The 21878-nt window shown below is 41.4% G+C and carries 30 protein-coding genes; 11 read left to right on the top strand and 19 right to left on the bottom strand.

Features of this window, described 5'->3' with window-relative positions; all coding sequences use genetic code 11:
- Window positions 1-48 precede the first annotated feature (48 nt).
- Window positions 49-801 (top strand): leucine-rich repeat domain-containing protein, encoded by a 753-nt coding sequence (locus VB775_RS02430; protein ID WP_281006939.1) that lies wholly within the window; start codon window positions 49-51, stop codon window positions 799-801.
- A gap of 475 nt (window positions 802-1276) precedes the next feature.
- Here VB775_RS02430 and VB775_RS02425 read toward each other — a convergent pair whose 3' ends face one another.
- Window positions 1277-1477, bottom strand: a complete 201-nt coding sequence (locus VB775_RS02425; protein WP_281006938.1) for a hypothetical protein — start codon at window positions 1475-1477, stop codon at window positions 1277-1279.
- Window positions 1478-1687: 210 nt separating this feature from the next.
- On the opposite strand from VB775_RS02425, the gene queA reads away from it, so the two are divergent.
- Window positions 1688-2746, top strand: coding sequence for a tRNA preQ1(34) S-adenosylmethionine ribosyltransferase-isomerase QueA (queA, locus tag VB775_RS02420; RefSeq protein WP_281006937.1), 1059 nt, complete (start codon window positions 1688-1690; stop codon window positions 2744-2746).
- A 29-nt stretch (window positions 2747-2775) separates the two neighbouring features.
- Here the strand turns inward: queA and VB775_RS02415 are convergent, their stop codons facing one another.
- Window positions 2776-3573, bottom strand: a complete 798-nt coding sequence (locus VB775_RS02415) for a DALR anticodon-binding domain-containing protein (RefSeq protein ID WP_281006936.1) — start codon at window positions 3571-3573, stop codon at window positions 2776-2778.
- Window positions 3574-3659: 86 nt separating this feature from the next.
- A complete protein-coding gene (locus VB775_RS02410; RefSeq protein ID WP_281006935.1) occupies window positions 3660-4763 on the bottom strand; it encodes a potassium channel family protein in 1104 nt (367 codons plus the stop codon).
- A gap of 205 nt (window positions 4764-4968) precedes the next feature.
- On the opposite strand from VB775_RS02410, the gene VB775_RS02405 reads away from it, so the two are divergent.
- The 3 genes from VB775_RS02405 to VB775_RS02395 all read left to right on the top strand — a co-directional run bounded on the left by VB775_RS02405 (window position 4969) and on the right by VB775_RS02395 (window position 7106).
- Window positions 4969-5511 carry a hypothetical protein gene (locus tag VB775_RS02405; RefSeq protein ID WP_281006934.1) on the top strand — a complete coding sequence of 181 codons (543 nt, stop codon included), beginning with the start codon at window positions 4969-4971 and terminating at the stop codon, window positions 5509-5511.
- A 44-nt stretch (window positions 5512-5555) separates the two neighbouring features.
- Entirely contained in the window at window positions 5556-6098 is a 543-nt protein-coding gene (rsmD, locus tag VB775_RS02400; RefSeq protein WP_281006933.1) for a 16S rRNA (guanine(966)-N(2))-methyltransferase RsmD, read from the top strand.
- Between the two features lie 111 nt (window positions 6099-6209).
- Complete coding sequence (locus VB775_RS02395) at window positions 6210-7106, top strand: alpha/beta fold hydrolase (RefSeq protein ID WP_281006932.1); 897 nt, start codon at window positions 6210-6212, stop codon at window positions 7104-7106.
- Between the two features lie 27 nt (window positions 7107-7133).
- Here the strand turns inward: VB775_RS02395 and VB775_RS02390 are convergent, their stop codons facing one another.
- From VB775_RS02390 to VB775_RS02380, 3 genes are read right to left on the bottom strand one after another with little or no spacing between them, the layout of a single operon-like run.
- Window positions 7134-7592, bottom strand: coding sequence for a DUF29 domain-containing protein (locus tag VB775_RS02390; protein ID WP_281006931.1), 459 nt, complete (start codon window positions 7590-7592; stop codon window positions 7134-7136).
- Between the two features lie 38 nt (window positions 7593-7630).
- Entirely contained in the window at window positions 7631-7846 is a 216-nt protein-coding gene (locus VB775_RS02385) for a hypothetical protein (protein WP_281006930.1), read from the bottom strand.
- Entirely contained in the window at window positions 7836-8051 is a 216-nt protein-coding gene (locus VB775_RS02380) for a BrnT family toxin (RefSeq protein WP_323216623.1), read from the bottom strand. The genes VB775_RS02385 and VB775_RS02380 overlap by 11 nt, the downstream gene beginning before the upstream one ends.
- Before the next feature lie 119 nt (window positions 8052-8170).
- Here VB775_RS02380 and VB775_RS02375 point away from each other — a divergent pair, with 119 nt between their 5' ends.
- Window positions 8171-8830, top strand: a complete 660-nt coding sequence (locus VB775_RS02375; RefSeq protein ID WP_281006928.1) for an SDR family oxidoreductase — start codon at window positions 8171-8173, stop codon at window positions 8828-8830.
- Window positions 8831-9002: 172 nt separating this feature from the next.
- Here the strand turns inward: VB775_RS02375 and arsJ are convergent, their stop codons facing one another.
- A complete protein-coding gene (arsJ, locus tag VB775_RS02370) occupies window positions 9003-10262 on the bottom strand; it encodes an organoarsenical effux MFS transporter ArsJ (protein WP_281006927.1) in 1260 nt (419 codons plus the stop codon).
- 131 nt (window positions 10263-10393) lie between these two features.
- Window positions 10394-11413: an ArsJ-associated glyceraldehyde-3-phosphate dehydrogenase gene (locus VB775_RS02365; RefSeq protein WP_281006926.1), complete on the bottom strand. Its 1020-nt coding sequence runs from the start codon at window positions 11411-11413 to the stop codon at window positions 10394-10396.
- Window positions 11414-11507: 94 nt separating this feature from the next.
- Here VB775_RS02365 and VB775_RS02360 point away from each other — a divergent pair, with 94 nt between their 5' ends.
- The gene (locus VB775_RS02360) at window positions 11508-11867 is read left to right on the top strand and encodes an ArsR/SmtB family transcription factor (RefSeq protein ID WP_281006925.1); all 360 of its coding nucleotides are present in this window, start codon (window positions 11508-11510) and stop codon (window positions 11865-11867) included.
- A gap of 29 nt (window positions 11868-11896) precedes the next feature.
- On the opposite strand, the gene VB775_RS02355 is transcribed toward VB775_RS02360, so the two are convergent.
- Complete coding sequence (locus VB775_RS02355; protein ID WP_407073004.1) at window positions 11897-12355, bottom strand: DUF2214 family protein; 459 nt, start codon at window positions 12353-12355, stop codon at window positions 11897-11899.
- Window positions 12356-12452: 97 nt separating this feature from the next.
- On the opposite strand from VB775_RS02355, the gene VB775_RS02350 reads away from it, so the two are divergent.
- Window positions 12453-12839, top strand: coding sequence for a DUF2358 domain-containing protein (locus tag VB775_RS02350; RefSeq protein WP_281006923.1), 387 nt, complete (start codon window positions 12453-12455; stop codon window positions 12837-12839).
- A 159-nt stretch (window positions 12840-12998) separates the two neighbouring features.
- Window positions 12999-13802 carry a DUF1838 domain-containing protein gene (locus VB775_RS02345; RefSeq protein ID WP_281006922.1) on the top strand — a complete coding sequence of 268 codons (804 nt, stop codon included), beginning with the start codon at window positions 12999-13001 and terminating at the stop codon, window positions 13800-13802.
- A gap of 43 nt (window positions 13803-13845) precedes the next feature.
- Here the strand turns inward: VB775_RS02345 and VB775_RS02340 are convergent, their stop codons facing one another.
- The 6 genes from VB775_RS02340 to VB775_RS02315 all read right to left on the bottom strand — a co-directional run bounded on the left by VB775_RS02340 (window position 13846) and on the right by VB775_RS02315 (window position 18528).
- Window positions 13846-14757, bottom strand: coding sequence for a hypothetical protein (locus VB775_RS02340; protein WP_281006921.1), 912 nt, complete (start codon window positions 14755-14757; stop codon window positions 13846-13848).
- A gap of 75 nt (window positions 14758-14832) precedes the next feature.
- Entirely contained in the window at window positions 14833-15630 is a 798-nt protein-coding gene (locus tag VB775_RS02335; RefSeq protein WP_281006920.1) for a TlyA family RNA methyltransferase, read from the bottom strand.
- Window positions 15631-15634: 4 nt separating this feature from the next.
- The gene (locus tag VB775_RS02330; RefSeq protein ID WP_281006919.1) at window positions 15635-15973 is read right to left on the bottom strand and encodes a HigA family addiction module antitoxin; all 339 of its coding nucleotides are present in this window, start codon (window positions 15971-15973) and stop codon (window positions 15635-15637) included.
- Window positions 15974-15998: 25 nt separating this feature from the next.
- Window positions 15999-16319, bottom strand: a complete 321-nt coding sequence (locus VB775_RS02325; RefSeq protein ID WP_281006918.1) for a type II toxin-antitoxin system RelE/ParE family toxin — start codon at window positions 16317-16319, stop codon at window positions 15999-16001.
- 125 nt (window positions 16320-16444) lie between these two features.
- Window positions 16445-17482, bottom strand: coding sequence for a 30S ribosomal protein S1 (locus VB775_RS02320; protein WP_281006917.1), 1038 nt, complete (start codon window positions 17480-17482; stop codon window positions 16445-16447).
- Between the two features lie 575 nt (window positions 17483-18057).
- Window positions 18058-18528: a helix-turn-helix domain-containing protein gene (locus VB775_RS02315; RefSeq protein WP_281006916.1), complete on the bottom strand. Its 471-nt coding sequence runs from the start codon at window positions 18526-18528 to the stop codon at window positions 18058-18060.
- 427 nt (window positions 18529-18955) lie between these two features.
- On the opposite strand from VB775_RS02315, the gene VB775_RS02310 reads away from it, so the two are divergent.
- Window positions 18956-19294 (top strand): hypothetical protein, encoded by a 339-nt coding sequence (locus tag VB775_RS02310; RefSeq protein ID WP_281006915.1) that lies wholly within the window; start codon window positions 18956-18958, stop codon window positions 19292-19294.
- A 109-nt stretch (window positions 19295-19403) separates the two neighbouring features.
- Window positions 19404-19910, top strand: a complete 507-nt coding sequence (locus VB775_RS02305) for a hypothetical protein (protein WP_281006914.1) — start codon at window positions 19404-19406, stop codon at window positions 19908-19910.
- Window positions 19911-20475: 565 nt separating this feature from the next.
- Here the strand turns inward: VB775_RS02305 and VB775_RS02300 are convergent.
- The 4 genes from VB775_RS02300 to VB775_RS02285 all read right to left on the bottom strand — a co-directional run bounded on the left by VB775_RS02300 (window position 20476) and on the right by VB775_RS02285 (window position 21579).
- On the bottom strand, window positions 20476-20751 hold the full coding sequence (locus VB775_RS02300) for a Txe/YoeB family addiction module toxin (protein ID WP_281006913.1): 276 nt from the start codon (window positions 20749-20751) through the stop codon (window positions 20476-20478).
- A complete protein-coding gene (locus VB775_RS02295; protein ID WP_281006912.1) occupies window positions 20744-21028 on the bottom strand; it encodes a type II toxin-antitoxin system Phd/YefM family antitoxin in 285 nt (94 codons plus the stop codon). The genes VB775_RS02300 and VB775_RS02295 overlap by 8 nt, the downstream gene beginning before the upstream one ends.
- 96 nt (window positions 21029-21124) lie before the next feature.
- A complete protein-coding gene (locus VB775_RS02290) occupies window positions 21125-21322 on the bottom strand; it encodes a hypothetical protein (RefSeq protein WP_281006911.1) in 198 nt (65 codons plus the stop codon).
- 8 nt (window positions 21323-21330) lie between these two features.
- Window positions 21331-21579 (bottom strand): type II toxin-antitoxin system RelE family toxin, encoded by a 249-nt coding sequence (locus tag VB775_RS02285; protein ID WP_281006910.1) that lies wholly within the window; start codon window positions 21577-21579, stop codon window positions 21331-21333.
- Window positions 21580-21878: the final 299 nt, after the last annotated feature.

Genomic DNA, 21878 nt, shown 5'->3' with positions numbered 1-21878 from the left:
TATCAATTTGCAACTTGAGTCCCATAATCAAACAATGCAAGCGAGACTATGAACGAACAGGAAATTCTGAAAGAAATTGAGACTGCCAGAGCTTCAGAAGCGACATCTCTGTATCTAAGTGAACTACAAATGGTAGCAGTACCTGAAGAGATTGGTAAATTGACACATTTAGTTTGGTTATATCTCAGTGAAAATAACTTGACTTCTCTGCCTGAAGCGATCGCACATTTACAGAAACTCACTTGGCTGCACCTAGAATCAAATCAACTGACCAAAATTCCTGATGCAGTGATGCTGCTAAGAAATCTTACAGTGCTAAATTTAGCTGAAAATCGGATTACCTCTTTGCCTTCAGATATTGGAAAATTATCTAATCTAGCCAGATTTGATGTTAACGCTAATTCTTTAGCAAGTTTGCCATCTGAGATTGGAATGCTGAAGTTTTTAACATGGCTTGATTTAAGTGAAAATAAGCTCGATAGATTACCTATAGAAATCAGTAATCTTACAAACTTGACTGAGTTAGATTTGCGAAAAAACAATCTTACAACTTTGCCCGAAGAAATTGGTGAGCTTACAGGATTAACCGAGCTATATCTTGGCAATAATCAACTGAGTGATCTGCCACCTGAGATTGGTAATCTTATGGATATTACAGAATTAGATTTGTCTTACAACCAATTAACTAATCTTCCTGCGACCATCTCTAATCTCAAAAATCTTGTACGTTTAGATCTAAGAGGTAACCCCATCGAAGCATCTTCTTTAAATAATTTAAAACATGGCATGATTTTAATCTAAACCCCAAAGATGAAAAGCAGCGCAATGCGCTGCTTTTCATCTTTGGGATTTAGACGCGGTGCACAAAGCGTCATTTTTTAACCCTTAAGTAGCTAAGCAAAATTAATTACAAAACTGTGCCGAAAAGAATGGCGGCGCTTAGCGCCGCCATTCTTTTCGGCACAATCGACGGCAGTTATAAAACTATCACAATAAAAAGCAGCACTTAGTGCTGCTTTTTATTGTGTATTGATGATGGCGACATCTGAAGAGAACAAAGAAATACTCAGTTATATCAATGTATTGTCAATAGCTTCGATGATTCTCTCAGATTTTTTTTGATAATTCCCTAGACTTATTTCTTACTTTCAATGTTTTGAAATAGTACTTTTAGCTAATACTTTTAGATAGTGTGAGCAATATAAATAGACTATCAAGCGAAAAATTACCAGACAATAACCTAATAAGCCAATCAACTTGCTTATTAATTAGTAAGTTAATGAGCATTCACAGCTTCGCGCACAGGAATTACTGTTACAGATTTGACATCCTTGCTCTTGTTACGGGTATCGTTAATACTGACAACGGTATAAGTCTTAGTATTGTCCGCACGAAATACATCACCCACAGCAAGGGGCTTGTTATAGTGCAATGCACCAATAAAACGTTGGTGAAGATCGGTCATTAAGTACTGCATAAGCTCCTCGTTCAATTTCTAAAGTCTAAAAATGCGATCGCCTCATATGTTCGATACATATGTTGCTGCTGCCATCTGTATACCACTGTTTCCGCAATTGGTATATAAAATTTCTTATATTTTTTTATAACTTAGTCACTTTTTGGCAAACACTTACATAAGTACTGCAAATTGTTAGGTAGTACCTATGTCTAAAAATGTAACCTTTCTATGACTTCACAGCCTGCGCCTGAACTTGAGCCTGATTATGCGTTAAGCGCCTACGACTATGAATTGCCAAGCGATCGCATAGCTCAAGATCCAGTCACACCAAGGGATTCATCGAGGCTATTGGTGATTGACAGCGATCGCAATTTACTGCACCAGCACTTTTACGATTTGCCCAATTTCTTACGTGCAGGAGATTTGCTCGTTTTTAATAACACCAAAGTCATTCCTGCAAGAATGTATGGTCAGAAACTATCGGGAGTTCCTGTCGAGATTTTGCTAATGGAGCCGATTGGACTAAATCGCTGGTTAGCTTTGGTTAAACCTGGTAAGCGCTTGCCCATTGGTAGCACGATCATATTTGCAGAAAATGTCAAAGCGACTGTGGAGGGGATTGAAACAACTACCAGAGCGCGAGAATTGCAGTTTCATATTCCTGCAGAGGCTGATCTTGACAAAATTATTGAAAAGTTAGGCAAGTTACCATTACCGCCCTATGTAACGGATTCCCACACCGATCCTGAGCGCTATCAAACCATCTATGCAGAAATATCTGGGGCGATCGCTGCGCCAACGGCGGGTTTACATTTTACAGAGCAACTTTTTCAAAAACTAGAGGATCAAGGAGTTGATAAAGCCTTTGTGACCTTGCATGTGGGTATTGGTACATTTCGTCCTGTAGAGACCGAAGACATCACACAGCATGTGATGCATAACGAGTGGTGTGAGGTGTCTGAGGAGACGGTCGCGAAAATTAAGGAAACCAAAGCAAGGGGTGGAAGAGTGATTGGTGTGGGTAGTACGGTGGCGCGATCGCTAGAGAACTCAAATTTTCAAGCTTTCAAGGGCAAAACGAATTTGATGATTTATCCAGGCTATGAGTGGCGGGTTTTAGATGGGATGGTGACTAATTTTCATTTACCGAAGTCAACTTTGTTAATGATGATGTCATCGTTTTTGGGTGAGGGTGGACGCGAGTTGTTAATGTCGGTCTATCAAGAGGCGATCTCAAAGGAATATCGTTTTTATTCCTTTGGCGATGCCATGTTAATGCTGCGATAAACGCCGCAGCTTTGCTGCGGCGTTTATCGTTACAAGTACATTGCGTAATTAATTTCGGGTGGGGCGATCGCTAGCAGTAATTTTTGCGTAATTCTGATTAGTAATAATCGTCGCAGAGCTACTTCTCGATTAACTCCAAAAATTCGACAATGATCGTAAAACTGCAAAAAAGACTCAGCAAGCGATCGCGATAATTTAGTTCTAGATTTATTACTGCTTGTAGAATTCTCACTCTCCAAATAAGCGGCGATCGCCAAGTTCTGCATCAACAAACCAATTTCGGCAGGTTCTAAATGTAGGGACTGCACCGTAAAACAAGGAACCGATTTTTGATGGTGCGGCTTCGCTGCACCATCAAAAAGTTTAGCCAATCTGATTAACGCACAACAACGAGCATAGGCATACTGCACGATTGGATCAAGGGACTTGTTTGTAAAATCTATGGAAATATCGCTCTTTTGCCAAAATCCTTCGTAATTAGTAATTCCCTCAATCTGCCATTGCTCCAAAGCTAATAAACTTTCAGCGATATATTGCTCACTTAGAAAAATATTGAGCCAACCTTTACCTAAAGCTTGAATTTGCCATTGTGAAGTGAGTTCTGGATTTTGCGAACAAGTTAGCGCGATCGCTTCGGCAATTTGTAATGGACTGAGATTTAAGCGATTGGCGATCGCCAGAGCGATCGTTGATGTGTAGTGGGCTTCGTATTTGGGATAGCCCACCTCCAGCGAAATTTCCCTAGGAGTAAGCCAAGTGCCAAACACCAAATTAATCGCATCAGCGATCTTAATTTGAATAATTCGCGATGGAGAAATGAAATTCACACTATTAGAGTTCCGCGATTTAATATTTTTTGAGCGGCAAAGCCTCACCAAAAACTTTGGTGGCGCGGCTTCGCCGCGCCACCAGATCACTTCATGCGTGGTAAGCGTAAAACATTGGGAGCTTTGGACAGTGGACTGAGGATTTGGTTGAGCGCTCTCAATTGCTCAGGCGTTCCCATAGAAATCAGAACATCACCTTGCAAAATTTCAGTATTTCCATCGGGCCCCGCAATCACATGACCATCAGCGCGACGAATCGCTAAGACGAGAACACCAGTCTGCGATCGCAAACTTGCTTTTTTAAGAGAAACTCCCACATAACTGGAGTCATCAATGCGATACTCCTCAATATAAAACGAGCGATTTTCCCCTGCAATAATTCCATCAACAAAATCCATCACCTGTGGTCGCAAAGCCACAGCCGCCATCCTTTTCCCACCTGTAATATATGGCGAGATGACTTCATCGGCTCCACCACGACGGAGCTTTTGCATCGCTTCTTCGGTACTCGCTCTAGCGATCGCCCTGATGTCAGGGTTTAAGGTTTTTGCAGACAAAACGGTATAGAGATTCTCCGCATCCGATGGTAAAGCCGCCACAATGCAAATCGCCCGTTCAATTCCCGCAAAAAGCAATGTTTGGTCGAGGGCTGCATCTCCTTGCACCGCCAAATAGCCAGCCTGCTCAGCCTGTACAATCATCACTGGATCGCTATCAATCACCACAAAGGAAATACTTCCCTCTGCCGCAAATTCGACCGTAACTTGTCGTCCTGTGCGCCCAAATCCGCAGATTATGTAATGTTTATCTAAGGCTTGCATGATTTTTCGGAGTCGTCTTGCCTGAAAAATATTGTAAATATGACCATTGGCGATCGCCGCCGTAAACTGAGTTGCAATGTAGCTAATGCTAGCAACTCCCAGAATAATTAACACAACCGTAAACACCCGCCCCTCAAAATGCAGGGGATTGGTTTCGCCATAACCAATCGTGGCAAGGGTAATGATTGTCATGTAAAGCGCGTCAAACCAACTCCATCCTTCGAGCAGGCGATACCCCAATGTCCCAATCACCACCAATCCTATTAAGATCCCAATATTGGTAAGTAAAGTACGCTGATATTGCAACAATTCGCGCTGCAAAAAATCTGGTTGCAACTGTTGGTAACTAAGCGAACTTTTGGGTAGCATACATGTCTGTACAGTTATGAAAGTGAAGTAATAGCTGTAAGGGTTTTTTATTAAATCGCAGCACCTTAATTTAACCAAGAACTTATTTAAAAGAATGTTAAGCTGCTAGTTAATATATTGCTTCAGCTTTTAGGCATTTTTAGTAAGATTGTTAATTGCATCGGTCTAGTTTTTGCAAATAAATGCTGTCACTCATGGGACAAGTATGACATCAGAGCCACCTTCCGAAACCACACAAATTAACCGTGCTGTAAGCTCTCCCTATCGTTCAGCCGTGGATATTAACGACGATAATTTGGAGAGATTTCACGCTTGGACTGGGTATAACACCCACACAGATATGAGTAGCAACACGAAATTCCAAATGCGTGATTTTCATATCGATCTAGGTATGGCTGTGATTGGCTTTGGCGTTTTGTGCGGTTGGGAAGTGCGATCGCGCAAAATTGATTTCAAGGGCAAAACGCATATTATTTACGAACTCAGGGGAGATACCGATCCGCAAGTTGTACCGATGTTACGCCAAAACTGTAGTGATGAAATGGCAACATTTTTACATAGTCGTTTAATTAGAACTTTAGATTTTTTGCGTTCCTGTTCAAAATTTTCTGGTATTCCTCACGTTCACATCATCTCTATCCGCAATCACTATGTGATGAGTGCCGTATGGCGACCATATCAAAATAAAATTTGGATGGTTCCCATTGACCAAATTGAGGGTTTATCTTTTTCGAGTCATTTAATTTAAGTGAAGGTGTTGCTATGCGCCGCCTTGACTGAGTGAATTTCTTTATGTCTATTCGTATTAAGGGCGATCGCCCGATCAAAACCCCAACAGGTTTATCTACCCGCCCCACACCCAGTAAGGTCAGAGCTGCCGTTTTTAATATTTTGCAAAGTCGCATCAAAAATGCAAATTGGCTCGATATCTGTGCGGGGTCAGGAGCGATGGGAGCAGAGGCACTAGCGAGAGGTGCTAATCAGGTTGTAGGAATTGAGTTGTCAGCGATCGCCTGTCGCATCGTCAGTGAAAATTGGCAAAAATTCGCTAAACCCGAACAAAAATTTCAAGTCATTAAAGGCGATGCAATTAAAATTCTGCCCAAGTTAGCACCAAAATTTTTCGATTTAGTTTATTTTGATCCTCCTTACCAAAGCGATCTCTACGCACCTGTGTTGAAAGCTCTACCACCCTTACTTGCGGATGATGCACTAGTAATTGCCGAATGCGATCGCCTGCGCCCTCTGCCCGATACGATGGGTGATCTAGTTTGTAGCGATCGCCGCCAATATGGACAAACCGCCCTCGTCTTTTATCAACTTCCAAATAGTTGATTTCCACATTAAGCAAGATGACGATTTAGAATACATGATCATAAAATCGCTAATAACTCGTAATTCGTAATTACCAAAACTCCTCATAGTTCTTCATCAAGAGTCACCGCAGTGCTAACTACAGAAAATACCGAAACTCGCGATCGCCTTTTATCTCCTTTGCAAACATGGACATGGCGTGGATATAAAATTCAATATTCTGTGACTGGTACAGGCACACCCCTAGTCTTAATTCACGGCTTCGGTGCATCGATTGGTCACTGGAAAAAGAATATTCCTGCTTTTGCCGATGCTGGCTATCAAGTATTTGCGATCGACCTCTTAGGATTTGGGGGATCAGCAAAACCTGCCCTTGATTATTCACTAGAACTTTGGGAAGAACTGCTCAAAGATTTTCATCAAGAATTTGTGCAGCAACCAGCAATATTTATCGGTAATTCCATTGGTGCATTACTAGCATTGATGCTCACAACTAATGCTCCTGAAATTGCGATCGGTGCAGTCTTGCTTAATGCCGCAGGTGGCTTAAATCATCGTCCTGAAGAGTTGAATTTACCCTTGCGCTTAGTGATGGGTGCTTTTGCGAAGTTAGTTAGCTCTGAGGTCACAGGCAAATTTGTATTCAATCAAGTTCGCCAAAAGCGGAATATTCGCAACTCTCTGCGTCAGGTTTATCGCAATCATCAAGCGATCGATGATGAGTTAGTGGATATGCTCTATCAGCCATCCTGTGATGAAGGCGCACAGAAGGTTTTTGCCTCGATCTTAACGGCTCCTGCTGGTCCCCGCACTTCTGATTTACTGGCTAAGGTAGAGAAGCCTCTACTAGTGCTTTGGGGTGATGCTGATCCTTGGACTCCAATTAATGGAGCGAAAGTTTATGAAGATGCAAGTAAGACTAAGGATATTCAAGTCATTCCCATTCCCAATACTGGACATTGCCCCCACGATGATCGCCCTGAGATTGTGAATGCTCTAGTAATTCACTGGTTACAGAAGTTAGCATAAAAGAGAGAGCGCTATGCGCTCTCTCTTTTATGCCCAGAAATCTAAATTGAGAAGGTCATCAAGCGATCGCGTAAATTCCCATGTGTCAGAGAAATTTGTACTTTTGTATTCGGGTCGCAGCTTTTTAAGACATTGTTGATAGACGGGATCGAGAATTTTTTGATAGTCATTCTGTAAGCTGGGAGAAGTTTCCATCAGGTCTTCAATTTCGGGGCGAATGTTGCGAATTGACCGTTCCCATCCATGATATTCAATCGGCATGTTAACGTAGCATCGTTTCATAATATGTTCGATAAGCGCCCGAATTTGACCTTTAAATGCATTTTTCTGAGCTTTTCCCAATGAGTCGATCTCCTCAATTAAGTTGGCAATATCTAATTGCTTAAAGTCACCAGTTTGCAAATGCGCGATCGTTTCTTCTGTCCATAGCAAAAAGTCGCAATCATATAATGTTGGCAGTTTTGTGGGAATTAAAGATTGTGTCATTTGCTTGGTACTCCTAATTTGCATAAGCAATCACTTTTTTAAGCTTTTTGTCTCTGAGCTATTTGCATAAGTAGTCGAAGTGCTTCATTCACTGACTCACTAGTAGGGAAAGCTTGTAAAACATCAGGATCAAGCAACACCATATTAGTTCCTGCTCGATAGCGATCAACATACTTTCCCCTAATGCCACCTTGCATCTTACTGAAGTCATACTCAGGACGTAAATCATCCTCTAACTCATTACTAATATCCATCTTCGTAAAACCTCCGCTCAAATCGAGTTGCTTCGCGTGCGCTGATTAATCGAACCCGATCTGCTCGATCTGTATGAGCAACTATCAGTAAACGATTAACACTGGATAATCCAATAATAACGTAACGCTCCTCACCGTAGGAGTGAAGTGACAATAATTGCGATCGCAGACTGCATCCAAAGATGCTTGCACTTTCAGTAGGCATCCCCATAAACCAAAAATAGTTGGTTTTATTGGTGAGTATTGTTGAGCGATCAGAGATCGCCATTACAATGGAAAATGGGCTTGCCTATAGCTTAGTAAATTTTTTTGAGAACATAATCTATGAAAGCATTTGTAGCAGGAGCCACAGGGCAAACAGGACGGCATATTGTCACTGAATTAGTAAAGCGGAATATTCCCGTAAAAGCCTTAGTGCGTGACCTAGAAATTGCCAAAAAAATTCTTCCACCTGAAGTGGAATTAGTTCAAGGCAATGTACTTTTTGCTGACACCTTAGCAGAGGCGATCGCTGATTGTGATGTGCTGGTCTGTGCAACTGGCGCAAAACCAAGCCTCAATGCATTAGAGCCATATTTAGTGGATTACATCGGTACAAAGAACTTAGTGAATGCAGCAAAGGCAAAAAACATCAAACATTTTGCGATCGTATCTTCCCTTTGTGTATCGAAGTTGTTCCATCCCTTAAATCTATTCTGGCTAGTACTATTTTGGAAGAAGCAAGCAGAGAGATATTTGCAAGATAGCGGCGTGACCTACACCATCGTTCGTCCTGGAGGATTGCTCAATTATGAGAAGCAAGGTGGATTAATCATGTCTGGTGCTGACACTCTGTTTGAAGGAAGTATTCCGCGTACTAAAGTTGCTCAAGTGACCGTTGAAGCATTATTTGAAGAGACCGCAAAAAATAAACTGGTGGAGATTGTGATTAGAGCAGAAGAAAGCGATCGCCCGATCGCCGAATTGTTTGCCGAAGTTACATAACTGGCGTTACGTGTGGTAGTCCTAAAAATATCATGGCAAGGATGTGCGGCGCGAAGCGCCGCACATCCTCATACCAATTCACGAAAGTGTTGCAACACTTTTGTGGATTAAAAGCCAAACCCAGTAAGCGTTACAAAAACACAAAATGGCGTAGTCATTTTATGTTTTTGTACTATTCTCCATCAGATTTCCATGCGATCGCCTTCCTTGGTTCAGGATCGGGCAACTTGCGGGTAATCACGGCAGCGGCAAGAACAAGAACACTCGATACCCACAAACATCCGACTAAACCCGCAAACTGATATACCAATCCCGATAACACCGTCCCTGCTAAGCGTCCGCCTGAATTTGCCATGTAGTAGAAGCCAACATTTAGCGCTACTTTGTCATCGTCTGTGAAGGCGAGAACTAGATAGGAATGTACCGATGAGTTAAAGGCAAAAACGACACCGAAAATTAGTAAGCCGCCGATGATGACTAGATTAGGCGAGAGATTTAATTGTAGGGCGATCGCAATGAGTGCAGGAACGGCAATGAGTGCGGTTGTCCAAAATCGAACTGTTTGCGATCGCGGCGGTTGACCCGAACCAAAGCGCTTAATCAATGTCGGTGCAAGGGATTGAATCAGTCCATAGCCAATCACCCAACAAGCTAAGAAACCACCAACTTGATAGAATGACCAGCCTAAAACACTTCGCAAAAATACAGGCAATCCCACCACAAACCAAACATCTCTAGAGCCAAACAGAAAAAATCTTGCTGCGGATAGAAGATTGATTTCAGGGCTTTTAGAAAAGAGTTGTTTGAACTTGACTTTTGCCTTGATTTTGCCCATGCCTTTGGGTAAGAATAAACCTGTGAACAGGAGCAGAAATAAGCATCCCGCCATAATCCATAGGGAATTGACAAAGCCTGTTAATCCTAATAAAGCACTGCCAATAAAAAAGCCAACACCCTTCAAGGCATTCTTAGAACCCGTAAGAATGGCAACCCATTTGAACAAAGCTGATTGAGCATCCTGCGGCACGACTAAGCGAATTGCACTTTTGGTACTCATCTTCGTCAAGTCTTTAGCAATTCCTGAAAAAGCCTGAGCGATCATTACATAGAGAACTGCCAACCATTGCGCCCATTCTGGATTGAGAAAAGACAACATTATCAGCGAGAAAATCTGTAAGCCAATTCCTGTATAGAGGGTAACTTTCAATCCCAATTGCGAACCAATCCAGCCGCCTAAAAAGTTAGTAATAACTCCAAAGACTTCATAGAATAGGAATAGGGAAGCAATTTGAATTGGTGTATAGCCGATATTGTTGAAATAGAGAAGTACCAAGAGTCGCAAAGCCCCATCGGTAATCGTGAACCCCCAATAGGTGAGGGTGACAAGCGCATAATTTTTGAAGTTTGCTTGGGATGCAGTGGAAGAGTTCATGATTTTTCTCAAAGTTTAGATATTTCGCCCTCACCCCTAGCCCCTCTCCCGCAGGAGAGGGGAACAAGAAAGAAATATATATTCTTCGCTCCCCCTCTCCTGCGGGAGAGGGGGCTGGGGGGGTGAGGGTCTTAAATCGATACAGCTACTTTTCTCGTCAATTCCGCCATGCGGCAGGAATAGCCCCACTCGTTGTCATACCAAGCCAAAATCTTGACCTGAGTTCCATCCACAACCATTGTCGAGAGCGCATCAATAATGGACGATCGCGGATCGTCTTTGTAATCAATAGAAACTAAAGGACGCTCTTCATAGCCTAAAATCCCTTTGAGTTCACCTTCGGCGGCTGTTTTCAATAAACTATTCACTTCCTCAATTGTGGTTTCTCTTTCTACTTCAAACACACAATCCGTAAGAGAAGCATTTAGCAAAGGCACGCGCACCGCTAATCCATTTAACTTGCCCTTGAGTTCGGGATAGATGAGCGTGATGGCAGTCGCCGATCCTGTAGTGGTAGGAATTAGGGACAAAGCCGAAGCTCTAGCGCGGCGCAAATCTTTGTGGGGTGCATCCACAAGGGTTTGCGTGTTGGTATTATCGTGAATCGTGGTAATCACACCATGCTTAATTCCTAAACCTTCATGGATAACTTTCACCACAGGCGCGAGACAGTTGGTGGTGCAAGAGGCTGCCGTAAGAATCCGATGCTCTGTGGAATTGTAGAGATGATCGTTAATTCCCATCACGATATTTAGCGCTTCTTCCTTCACAGGAGCCGCGACGATGACTTTCTTTACGTCTTTGGTGAAATAGGGATTTAGGGTTTCTGGGGTGCGAAATTTGCCAGAACATTCTAATACGATATCAACGCCTAGTTCTTGCCAGTTGACTAGTTCGGGTTTGGCATATTCGCTAAAGCTGAGCTTTTGAATTGATTTTTGATCATCGATGGCAATGCGATCGCCTTCTATTCTCACATCAGGCGACCAACGACCATGCACCGAGTCAAACTCTAGTAAATGCGCGGCAGCTTCAATGCCGCCCTTGATTTCATTAATATGCACAAATTCTAATTCGGGAAAGTCCCAACCAGCACGCAGCACTAATCTGCCAATTCTGCCAAAACCGTTAATACCAACTCGCACTGCCATGATTTAACCTATAATCATTAGTATTGATTTATATCAATATTTGTGTTTGTCGATATTTTGACGGTTTTGATGGGGATATGTCAAGATTAAAGCTATGAAAATTTCTCAACCGATGATGGCTCAAACCAAGGACACTGCGATCGCAACCAGATGTTGTCCGCCACTGATGGCTGGGCGGTTGCAACCAGAGGACACAGCTTTATTAGCCAGCATCTTTCGCGTATTGGGAGAACCTGCGCGACTACAAATTTTGAGTTTAATTGCGGCTCAGCCCACTAAAGAGGTGTATGCCTGTGAATTGGTGGAAACTTTGGGGATATCGCAGCCAACCGTCAGCCATCATCTCAAGGTTCTTTATGGGGCAGGGTTACTTACCAAAGAAAGACGTGGAACTTCGATTTACTATCGCATTTTGCCTGAAAAGTTAGCGATGTTAAGAAATGCTCTTTCGTAAACAAAGGCGGCGCTAAGCGCCGCCTTTGTTTATAAGCCTAACGTAATTCCTCTTGCCATCATGGAAGCGAGGAGAGGAATGAGGCTAAATCCCACAAGCTCGACGTGAATGATTGTTTTTAAGGTTTTGACTTTCTCTGGACTGACCTCTGGGGGCTTTTCTGCACGAAGGTTTTTAATCCACATCAAGAATGAGATTGTGGGATATAGCGACAATAAGCCAACCGCAATAAATACAGATATTTTCATCCAGAAAACTGGTTGATGGGAATAGTAATCTGCGCCTTTTTCAAAATATAAATATCTTAAAATCCCCGTTACTAAAACCGTAATTCCTGCGATTCCATAAATAGTATCGGCAATCAGAATTCGCCATCCATCACGATTGGTTAGGTCTTGCTTTAGCGTAAATAGTTCTGTAGATAAAGCCGCAAAAATAAGTCCTAAGCTCAAATAATGTAAATAAGCGGCGATCGCATTAGCCCACATAAGATTTTCCACAAGTCAACAGTCTCAAGGTTATCATCAAAGGTCAGGGCTATGATTTCTCCTGAATCCCCAATGATTCCCCAGAGGCGATCGCAAAATGACCAATATTCTCGACATCATTAAGGCAGATTACGCAAAATTCCCTGAAGCACAAACCTATAGCATCTATAGCGAAGATGTCTATTTCAAAGATCCTGTCTATAACTTTCGCGGCATCAAGCAATATCAAAAGATGATTGGCTTCATCACCTTTTGGTTTAAAAATCTCAAGCTAGAACTGCACGACATCACCCGCACTGATAATCTCGTTAAGGCTTGTTGGACAATGAGTTGGGATGCACCACTACCTTGGAAACCAAGAATTAGTGTAACGGGCTGGAGTGACCTAACTTTAGATACGGCAGGTGAACTAATTGTTTCTCACATCGACTACTGGGAATGCACCAAATTTGATGTGATTAAGCAGCATTTTGCCTTTTACTAAGTAGCTCGGCATAGTTATAAAACAAGCCCAAATTGTTGGGCTGCCCGCTACGCGGGCAGCCCAACAATTTGGGCTTGTTTATATATTTTTTACTTTGCATAAATTTTGTACACTGAAGCTAGCGATAAGCGATCAAAACCTAAAATAGCGAGAAAATCAATGTTTGCAGAAACGAAAGAATTTTCGGCTACGCAGTTTGCTAAAACCAGATGTTCCAATGATGGCACACCATCTTTTTTGGCTTGGAGTGGTTTTTTATATTCCTTTATGCCCAACGAGCCAAAGCGTAAGTTGTTTCAACTCGTTGGCATGAATGTGGCGCGATGTATAGATAAGGGTGATGGCTCATGGGACTTCACCTCTCGCGAAGTGATTCTATATCTTGATCCTGAAACTAGGGAGATAACCCGTCATTGGCAAAATCCTTGGACTGGGGAAATGTTATCTGTGGTACATGTCGCCAATAGTCCGATTCAAGGAACTTTTCGCCATAATATCCCTGCCGAGGTAGAGGGCGATACCGCAACTTTCATTTTCGACTTATTTGCTCAGTATCCTAATCCTCTTGCCGATGATCCTAAATTTGCCGAATATTGCGATCGCCCGATGTACAATGCCGTCGAGTTATTTAAACTTTCTGTTCCCATCGCCGATCTCGAAGATCCTACAACCACAACGGTCTCCAAATTAGTCATGTCATGGAATCGTGTGGGGCCATGGTTACCTTGGATGAAAATGGGACAGCGTGAGGGAAACCTGATTTATAGCGCCTCTGGCAAAAAGGTTAAAGATTTTAACGATCTGCCACAAGTTCTCAAAAAAGAAATTGAAACCCGTCTACCTCTGTTTAGAGATGCGCCATCTGAAAAAACTGAAGGGGAAGAAATGACATCATGGCAATATTTCAAACAGCATTTTGACGCTTATCAGCAAGGTGCTACTTTCCCAATTCCTGCGGTCTAGACGAACACAAAACGGCGTAGCCGTTTTGTGTCTAGCAATAAATTTAAGCTTCTGGGGGAGTTTCAGAGGTTGCTGTAGATATTTGAGGAACAAGAAGCGATCGCTGAGATTCTGAGACTAATCCTGTCAACAGATCTTTAGATTCATTTTGTTTCTTCGCATTGGTAGAGACATAGCTAACTGTAATTACAGAATCGCTAAAAGGAATACCAGCACAGGATTGGGAGTAAACATCTATCCGAGGAGTTGGTAAATCCGTCTGACTAGATAGCAAAGCAGATGCTCCTGCCATGTCATCCATATTTAAGAGACGCATGAGTTCATCCTTAGATTCTGCTGTGGCACTGCCAACCCACTGTTTCTCTCCATACCATTCATTAGCTTCTTCGTTGAATGGTTCATTTGCAGATTTAAAAGGAATAGAAGCCGCTAAGAAACCAACAATTCCCAACTCGATCAACCAGAGTAAATAAGTAAAAGTATCATTAAGCTTAACTTTGCTACTTCCTCGACTAATACTTGTTCCTTCTTTGGCTGACATTTTTAAAAAGCCAACAAATCCTGAAGAACCAGTTTCCTGCTGCAAAAAGTTGTTGATTTGCTCTTTTGCCTGATTCTTGTCGGTGACATTATATTCACGCTCCATGATTGTTTCGGTTTCCTGCTGAAAATTAATGTACTGTCCGTACATCAGCGAACCGTAGGTAACCAGTCCTCCTAAAACACCTAAACTAATAGCAGTGAGCGGATTCCGAATTTTACCTTTTTTGACGGCAAATCCCATTGCCGCACCAGATGCAAATCCCATTACCATTGGAAATAAAACAATAAAGTAAATAAATTTACTAATAAATGCGGTTGCGCCGCCGATCGCTGCACCTGAAACTAAAGAAGAAATAGCTAGTATCGTAACTCCTTGGGATGGAGCGATATTACTGGGCTGATAGGTTCTCATGGCTGAAAGCTATAGGTTATATAGATTTAATTTTGTTATTTTGCCGCAATTTATAAGATTGAAATAATAAGAAATTTAATTGCCATGAGCCATTGACAAAATATCTTCAAAACTAGGCGTAACGATTTCTGAAGGTTGCTCACTTAGCCATAGCCAATATTCGTAATTACCAGTCCGACCTTGAATTGGTGAAGGCATTAAACCTTGGAATTGCCAACCTAAACCTTGAGCAGTTGTTAAAACATTAGCGATCGCCTCAGCCCTAACTTTTGGTTCGCGCACGATCCCATTTTTGCCTACTTGTCCCTTACCCGCTTCAAATTGGGGCTTGACTAGTAATAATGTCTCGCGGGGCGATCGCAATAAATTCCATAACGAAGGCAAAATTTTGGTCAGTGAAATAAACGATAAATCCAACACTGCAAAGTCAGGAACAATATCTTCAGGCGCATACAAATCTTCGGGAGTGAGATGTCTGAGATTAGTCCGTTCGCGCAATACCACTCGCTGATCACTGCGAATTTCCCAAGCTACCTGACCATAGCCTACATCAATCCCGTAGACCTTCGCAGCCCCCTGCTTCAGCATACAGTCCGTAAATCCACCCGTCGAGATCCCCCCATCAAAACAAGTGCGATCGCCCAAATTCACCGCAAATTTAGCAAGCGCTCCTGCCAATTTCTCACCACCACGGGACACAAAAGGCGATCGTTGCTTCACCAAAATCACTGCATCATCCTTGACCTCAGTACCAACCTTATCAATCACCTGTTGATTAACCTGTACCCAGCCAGCTCGAATAAACTTTTGAGCCTGCTCCCGCGATGGTGCAAGCTCTAAGTCAACCAATAAGACATCTAAACGCTTTTTCAAATTTTTACGCAACTGTTAATTCTTTTTGATAATTCTGCAATGTCAATATTTTGTTATATTCCTCTTCATATTTTTGCAAAGCATCCCAAACATCGACATTCTGCTGAAGATTCAGCCAAAGCTCAGGCCCATTTCCAAAAGCTTTACCGATTCTAATTGCCATATCAACGGTAATTGGTCTACGCCCCTGAATGATCTGATTAACTGTTCGGCGAGACACTCCCAATATTTTGGCAAATTGAGTCTGAGACATTTCTAGCTCTTCCAAGATATCTAAAACCACTTGTCCAGGATGATTTGGTCTTCTTTTCCGATCTTTTACTGTTTCTAATAGATTATTCATGAAATATTTCCTTGTTTATTAACACCTAATGATAATCTTCAAAATTTAAGTCATAGGCATTGCCATCCTCAAATCTAAATGTAATTCGCCAATTGCCTGATATTTTTATTGACCAAGTACCTTTTCTGTCCCCCTTTAGTTCATGTAAGCCATATCCTGGGATTCTAATATCTTCGATCTTGGATGCAACTACTATAGTTTCAAGTCGATTTTTTATTTTCTCTTCTTGTTTGCTAGTTGCTGGTATATCTTCTCGAAACAATCTTTGTAGTGTTTTATCTTTGAAGTTTTTAATCATTATTTTTTCTCTAGAAATGACTGTAATCTGTAAAGTTACAGTCGTCAATATAAAAAATTAAAACGAGGGGATATAGTCTCACCTTGTTTATAGAAAATATTAACTTTTTACCAAATCTAAAGGAGAAACTAGATATTGTGTGACGCTGCTTCGCAGCGTCACACAATATTAAACTAAGCTTCAGCTACAGTTTCTTCTACTGCTTCAGCTACAACTTCTTCTTCAGGAATTTCAGGCTCTTCCATTGCATCAGGAACTTCATACTCTTCCTCTTCAACTGCGGCGACAGTAATTTCCATGACCGCAGGAGGTGCATTTAGTTGTTCACGATATTTCGCAGCCATCTCTTCAGCCTTAGCGTAAACCAGTTGAGGATCTTTGACCATGTCACCAGGTTCTGCTTCAAGTTGCTTGGTGGAGAGCGAGATTCTACCGCGCTCTGCATCAAGGTCGATGATCATCACCTTGACTTCATCATTGACGTTAAAGACGTTGTGAGGAGTTTCGATATGTTCGTGGGAGATTTCGGAAATGTGCAACAAGCCACTGACACCACCGATGTCGATAAATGCACCGTAAGGCTTGATACCACGTACTACACCAATCACGACTTCGCCAACTTCGAGCTTGTTCATCTTGCGCTCAACAAGGGCGCGACGATGACTGAGGACGAGACGGTTGCGATCTTCATCCACTTCTAAGAACTTGAGTGGCAACTCTTCGCCAACTAGTTCTTCCTTAGGCTTACGAGTGCTGATATGAGATCCAGGGATAAATCCGCGTAGTCCTTCAATTCTGACCAATGCGCCACCACGGTTGGTAGCAAAAATAAGTGATCGCACCGTTGCGTCTTCTGCTTGCAACTGGCGTACACGTTCCCATGCCCTCATGTACTCGATGCGACGAATCGAAAGTGTTAACTGACCTTCTTCGTTTTCGTCAGCGAGAATGAAAAACTCACGGGTTTCATTGTTTTGTAATACTTCTTCAGGTTGATCAACACGGTTGATCGACATTTCCTGAATCGGGATATAGGCTGCTGTCTTTGCGCCAATGTCAATAAGTGCGCCCCTAGGCTCAATGCTAAATACTGTACCCGCAACAATGTCGCCAGGGCTGAAGTGATAATCGTACTTATCTAAGAGTTTCGCGAAGTCTTCATGAGTGAAGCCGACATTGGTGGCTGTAGCAGTTTTGGCCCGATTGATCATAACTAAATTTTTCCTTGTTCCTGTTTTGAATTTATCTGGATTTCCTCCCAGAAATGTAAGAGCAGTAGCTATTTACAGCTTGGTGCGGTTTACATCCTACGCCTATTTGTGTCGTTAATATTTTTAGTAAAACCTATAGGCATAGGTTTGTAATTATAGCGTATTTAAGCTTTGTCGCAAAAGTGTTAGGAAATATTTTTTTCGATAACCTTGTAGGCGATCGCTTTTAGTTAAGCCTACTCACAAAGTTTGGCTCAGAGGTTTGTAAAACATTGAGTAAGTCTGTAACCGATATGGGTGGCTTTTTTATAGCTATAGCCATTCTTGTTAGGACATAAAACCCAAATAATGTGGGGCGGCGCGAAGCGCCGCCCCACATTATTTGGGTTTTGATTTGTCCTGATACAGATGGCTATAGTTATAAATAACTTGCCTGAGTCTGGAGAAATTGCCTGATCTCTTGAGGAAACAAATCATGCTAGATAGATTAAAAACTGATCGGCGCTTTGGGCTTCAACTGAACTAATGCACACAGAAGTCAAGGACAACGGGAAATCGAGATGATTGCAAACTCATTACGCTGGTGAAATAGCCTCGGTTAAGCGGTCATCTTCTGGTGTATAAAATCCTAACTCTTGACTAAGTTCAGGAAGCTCGCTCAAAGCTTGATGACGCTGAGCATCTCTTTGTTTTTTGTACTGCATTAAGTCTTGAAACTGGACGCGGCGATGCGTACCTACCTTGATATAGGGGATATCGCCTTGATCTAACAATTTATATAAATAAGGGCGTGAAATATTGAGTAAGTCAGAGGCTTGAATGGTACTCAAATGCAAATCATAAGGAACCAAAGATATAACTTGTCCCGATGCCATCATGTGAATAACTTGCCGAAGGGCTTGATATATAGAGTCAGGCAACATGATTTCTTCACCGTCTAGACCGACAAACTTTGGATATGCTTTTTCTAGCATTGCTTCTAGGCGTTGTATTGGTAGGGTGTCTGGCTCAGGTGCAAAAACAGAATCTGGTAGGTCGTTCAACATATACATTTTAAAGATTGCTGATGTTGAGATGGGTTGATTTTTTGAAGTAAGTGTAATAAGTGTAAATATACTATATGCCAATAAGAGCGATCGCCTCAATCTCGATTCAGATCGGAATCAAAATATGTACGAGTTTCAGTCAAGCGATCGCTTAACTACCAGTGCCTCCTAAATCTCATTTCAGATCGCTTAAAAAAATACCTCTGGACTTTATAAAAAATAAGAGGTTTAATAATTGAGCTATTTTGCTGAATATAAGCTGTAAGCAATTAAAAATTGGGGGCTAGATTGTTTCTAACGCCGAAGCTTAATTGCATTCATCAGTTCCGACAAATTAGATGAAATTCAGTTTTATCTAATGGCAACGCAGTCTCCTAGTGATTAGGGGTCTGAAAACTTTCCCATAACAAAACAAGGAGAAATAGAGATGGCGCTGACTGATGCGGAAATTGATGAGATGTTTGAAGGCTATCTGAAACGGAAGGCGGCGAAGTCCTCCACTCGCGGTAGAAAAAAGAAGAAGGCGATCGCCGCACAAGACGACTACGAAAGCATGAGCCTCACGGAGTTTAGCGGTCAACTCAGTGACTCTATGGGTGACTGCACTCAGCTTTCCCTTGACTCCTTCTTCGAGATGGAGAGGGCTAGCAAGAAGGGTCGCAAGCTGGAGGCTGCTGGTCACGGGATTAAGGGCGCGATAGGCGTAGGACTTGTTGCCTACGGATTTGTCGAGCTTCTTAGTGCAGCCTTCGGCGGTCGAGATTAATCCAGATGCGATTCGTCTCTGTCAGGCGATCACATTAAAAGTACACTAGGAGAAAACGTTTATGATTATGTTCAACCCGAATTAGGGCTATAAAAATAGAAAAAAGTGGATGGAAATAATTCTATTAGCGCTAGTGGGGGCGGTTGTTTTCCTCATTTGGTATTCTCAAACACCAGCAGGGAAACAAGAAAAAGAAAAAGAAGAAAAAAAGCGTCAAGAAATTGAGAGGTCAATACAAAACCAACAAAAAAGAGATATAGACGAATACAACAAGAGGATGAATGAAGCAGGAGAAGAATTATTAGTCAAAGGTGATATTTTAAAGCAAGAACTAACCCCTTTATTTCAACAACTAGAGACTCAGTTTGATGAAAATATTGCCAACGAAATACTTAAAAAATTAGGGGTAGCTGAGTATAGAAAGGATGTTTATGTTGACAGTCAGTTTTTTTATAACACTGCTTTAGACTTAATCATTACTCATAGTGGTTATATCAAAGCGAAAGTATTTGCTTTAAAGATAGGACGTTGGCATTTTGGCAGATTAAAATTTTCGGGAGAACCTTCAACTCGTGATGAACAGACTATTCAGAACGATATAAACACACGGATCTAAAATAAAAACGAGTAAATTTACAGCTATTAGGTTAACTACTTAGGTTTTATCTTAACTATCTTATCCCTGCAAAATAGTCATAAATATAAGTGGCGAGACTAAGTGAAATTGTCTACATTAAAAAATCATATTATTCTGATCTGAATGCTCCGCAACATTTAACCTTAAATGTTAAATGTTGCGAAAAGTAAAAGTTAACGCTTTACTGAGCTTTTAGGGTGATTACCATTATCTGATGGCAAGTTTTTACCAGAAAATTCGCCATTGAAACTGAATTTAAGGTTAGAAATTAAGGCAAGAGCAAGGATTAACTGAGTAAGAAGAGTAGTTTGTCGCATATGTCATAAAAATTTGTTTGACAGCATTAAGTAAACAAATTTTTATGAAACAGCCCCTTTTTGTCGCGATAATAGCGATCGCCTTCACAGCAATTTATTGAAATAGCGATTTAGCTAAAATCTCATAAACCAAGCATTTGTTTAACATCATTTAAAGCGATCATCGCGGTTTTACATTTAGCGAATAGCGAGCGCCTTGTGATTTGATTATTTGAGAAGCGATCTGTTCAATAGTGATATCTACATTGTAAAAACTTAATACATTCTTTCTCAACTAGATATACTAACCGATGCTCTTGGGTAATGCGGCGAGACCAAATACCAGAACCAAGATATTTCAATGGTTCGGGCTTCCCAATTCCACTAAAAGGATCGCGCATGACTGCATCAACTAAATCCATTACTCTTAAAGCAACTTTGCGATCTACAGATATCCAATGCGTTAAATCTATACGAAAATCCTGATCGAAAATAGCCGACCTAGATACAGGCGAACTACTCATTGAATAGTCCTAACTCATTTCGTAACTGATCAGGTGTTTGACTAGCTTCTGTATGCGTTCTGGCACGGCTAATGGCATTTAGCAATCGTTCAGCATTTTTAGGCGATCGCAAGAGATGCATAGTTTCTAAAATGCTTTGTAATTCATCCGCAGCAATCAGAGCAACATTTTCACCACTCTCACTTTTGACATAGATAATCTCGCGATCGTTGACAACACGATCAAGTAATACGTTCAAACTTGGAGATGTCTGTGCATAGCTTGTTTCAACGATCATCTTGATTTCCTAACTGGTTGCTAAAATTATACGTTGTCTAACTTCAGGTGCGATCGCCTTTACTGCACTTATTCAAATAGCGGTTTAGCTAAGATCTCATAAACCAAGCATTTGTTTAACGTCATTTAAAGCGATAGCAGGTTGATTGTATTCTTCCTGCTTAGCAGATCTCAAGTCTTGCAAATCTTGAAAGTCTTCTAACATATCTTTAATTGCCAAAAACTGCTCATAGGGAAGCACCGCAAACATCGGTTTACCATCTTTAGTGATCAATTCTGGATTTAAGTTAAGCATAATAGAGTTTATTGGTAGGCTTTATCTCTAGGTTTAACGCGATAAATCACGATATTTTCATTTTCTATCTCAAAGAGTACGCGATAGTTACCAACTCTTAATCGATATTCAGGCGTAAAATTGGTTAGCTTTTTCACATCGCCAGCTAGATCATTTTCCATTAACTGAACCTTTTCTAATATTTTATCCTGTATTTGTTTGGGGAGACTCCGTAAATCCTTAATTGCTTTAGGCTTAAATTCAATACCGTATTTCATTTTTGATGATTTTAGATCTTATCTTACTTCAAATAAATAGCAACTTAGCGATCGCCTCATAAACCAAGCAATTGTTTAACATCATCTAAAGCGATCGCCCTGTGATGTGATTATTTGAGAAGCGATCGCTGTTTATGGGATGAATAGGCGATCGCCGATTTAGGTAAAAGCTCTAAGTACAGGACAAAAATTTAATGGAGTTGAAGAAAGCCTCGGAATTGAGATGGATGTCAAAGATGATATGACGCAGAAAATCAAAACCAAGACGAAAAATGCTTTTAGGTAAGCGACCGTGCTTT

This window comes from Pseudanabaena sp. CCNP1317 (genome assembly GCF_034931345.1).
Lineage (GTDB): Bacteria > Cyanobacteriota > Cyanobacteriia > Pseudanabaenales > Pseudanabaenaceae > Pseudanabaena > Pseudanabaena galeata.
The sequence above is the reverse complement of the archived record's forward strand: the minus strand, read 5'-3'. Positions and strand labels throughout refer to the sequence as shown.

Excerpts from the sequence above, each read along its gene's own strand:
- VB775_RS02430 (WP_281006939.1), top strand. The coding sequence starts at position 49 with ATGAACGAACAGGAAATTCTGAAAGAAATTGAGACTGCCAGAGCTTCA.
- VB775_RS02425 (WP_281006938.1), bottom strand. The coding sequence starts at position 1,477 with ATGCAGTACTTAATGACCGATCTTCACCAACGTTTTATTGGTGCATTG.
- queA (WP_281006937.1), top strand. The coding sequence starts at position 1,688 with ATGACTTCACAGCCTGCGCCTGAACTTGAGCCTGATTATGCGTTAAGC.
- VB775_RS02410 (WP_281006935.1), bottom strand. The coding sequence starts at position 4,763 with ATGCTACCCAAAAGTTCGCTTAGTTACCAACAGTTGCAACCAGATTTT.
- VB775_RS02405 (WP_281006934.1), top strand. The coding sequence starts at position 4,969 with ATGACATCAGAGCCACCTTCCGAAACCACACAAATTAACCGTGCTGTA.
- rsmD (WP_281006933.1), top strand. The coding sequence starts at position 5,556 with ATGTCTATTCGTATTAAGGGCGATCGCCCGATCAAAACCCCAACAGGT.
- VB775_RS02390 (WP_281006931.1), bottom strand. The coding sequence starts at position 7,592 with ATGACACAATCTTTAATTCCCACAAAACTGCCAACATTATATGATTGC.
- VB775_RS02385 (WP_281006930.1), bottom strand. The coding sequence starts at position 7,846 with ATGGATATTAGTAATGAGTTAGAGGATGATTTACGTCCTGAGTATGAC.
- VB775_RS02380 (WP_323216623.1), bottom strand. The coding sequence starts at position 8,051 with ATGCCTACTGAAAGTGCAAGCATCTTTGGATGCAGTCTGCGATCGCAA.
- VB775_RS02375 (WP_281006928.1), top strand. The coding sequence starts at position 8,171 with ATGAAAGCATTTGTAGCAGGAGCCACAGGGCAAACAGGACGGCATATT.
- arsJ (WP_281006927.1), bottom strand. The coding sequence starts at position 10,262 with ATGAACTCTTCCACTGCATCCCAAGCAAACTTCAAAAATTATGCGCTT.
- VB775_RS02365 (WP_281006926.1), bottom strand. The coding sequence starts at position 11,413 with ATGGCAGTGCGAGTTGGTATTAACGGTTTTGGCAGAATTGGCAGATTA.
- VB775_RS02360 (WP_281006925.1), top strand. The coding sequence starts at position 11,508 with ATGAAAATTTCTCAACCGATGATGGCTCAAACCAAGGACACTGCGATC.
- VB775_RS02355 (WP_407073004.1), bottom strand. The coding sequence starts at position 12,355 with ATGTGGGCTAATGCGATCGCCGCTTATTTACATTATTTGAGCTTAGGA.
- VB775_RS02350 (WP_281006923.1), top strand. The coding sequence starts at position 12,453 with ATGACCAATATTCTCGACATCATTAAGGCAGATTACGCAAAATTCCCT.
- VB775_RS02345 (WP_281006922.1), top strand. The coding sequence starts at position 12,999 with ATGTTTGCAGAAACGAAAGAATTTTCGGCTACGCAGTTTGCTAAAACC.
- VB775_RS02340 (WP_281006921.1), bottom strand. The coding sequence starts at position 14,757 with ATGAGAACCTATCAGCCCAGTAATATCGCTCCATCCCAAGGAGTTACG.
- VB775_RS02330 (WP_281006919.1), bottom strand. The coding sequence starts at position 15,973 with ATGAATAATCTATTAGAAACAGTAAAAGATCGGAAAAGAAGACCAAAT.
- VB775_RS02320 (WP_281006917.1), bottom strand. The coding sequence starts at position 17,482 with ATGATCAATCGGGCCAAAACTGCTACAGCCACCAATGTCGGCTTCACT.
- VB775_RS02315 (WP_281006916.1), bottom strand. The coding sequence starts at position 18,528 with ATGTTGAACGACCTACCAGATTCTGTTTTTGCACCTGAGCCAGACACC.
- VB775_RS02310 (WP_281006915.1), top strand. The coding sequence starts at position 18,956 with ATGGCGCTGACTGATGCGGAAATTGATGAGATGTTTGAAGGCTATCTG.
- VB775_RS02305 (WP_281006914.1), top strand. The coding sequence starts at position 19,404 with ATGGAAATAATTCTATTAGCGCTAGTGGGGGCGGTTGTTTTCCTCATT.
- VB775_RS02300 (WP_281006913.1), bottom strand. The coding sequence starts at position 20,751 with ATGAGTAGTTCGCCTGTATCTAGGTCGGCTATTTTCGATCAGGATTTT.
- VB775_RS02295 (WP_281006912.1), bottom strand. The coding sequence starts at position 21,028 with ATGATCGTTGAAACAAGCTATGCACAGACATCTCCAAGTTTGAACGTA.
- VB775_RS02290 (WP_281006911.1), bottom strand. The coding sequence starts at position 21,322 with ATGCTTAACTTAAATCCAGAATTGATCACTAAAGATGGTAAACCGATG.
- VB775_RS02285 (WP_281006910.1), bottom strand. The coding sequence starts at position 21,579 with ATGAAATACGGTATTGAATTTAAGCCTAAAGCAATTAAGGATTTACGG.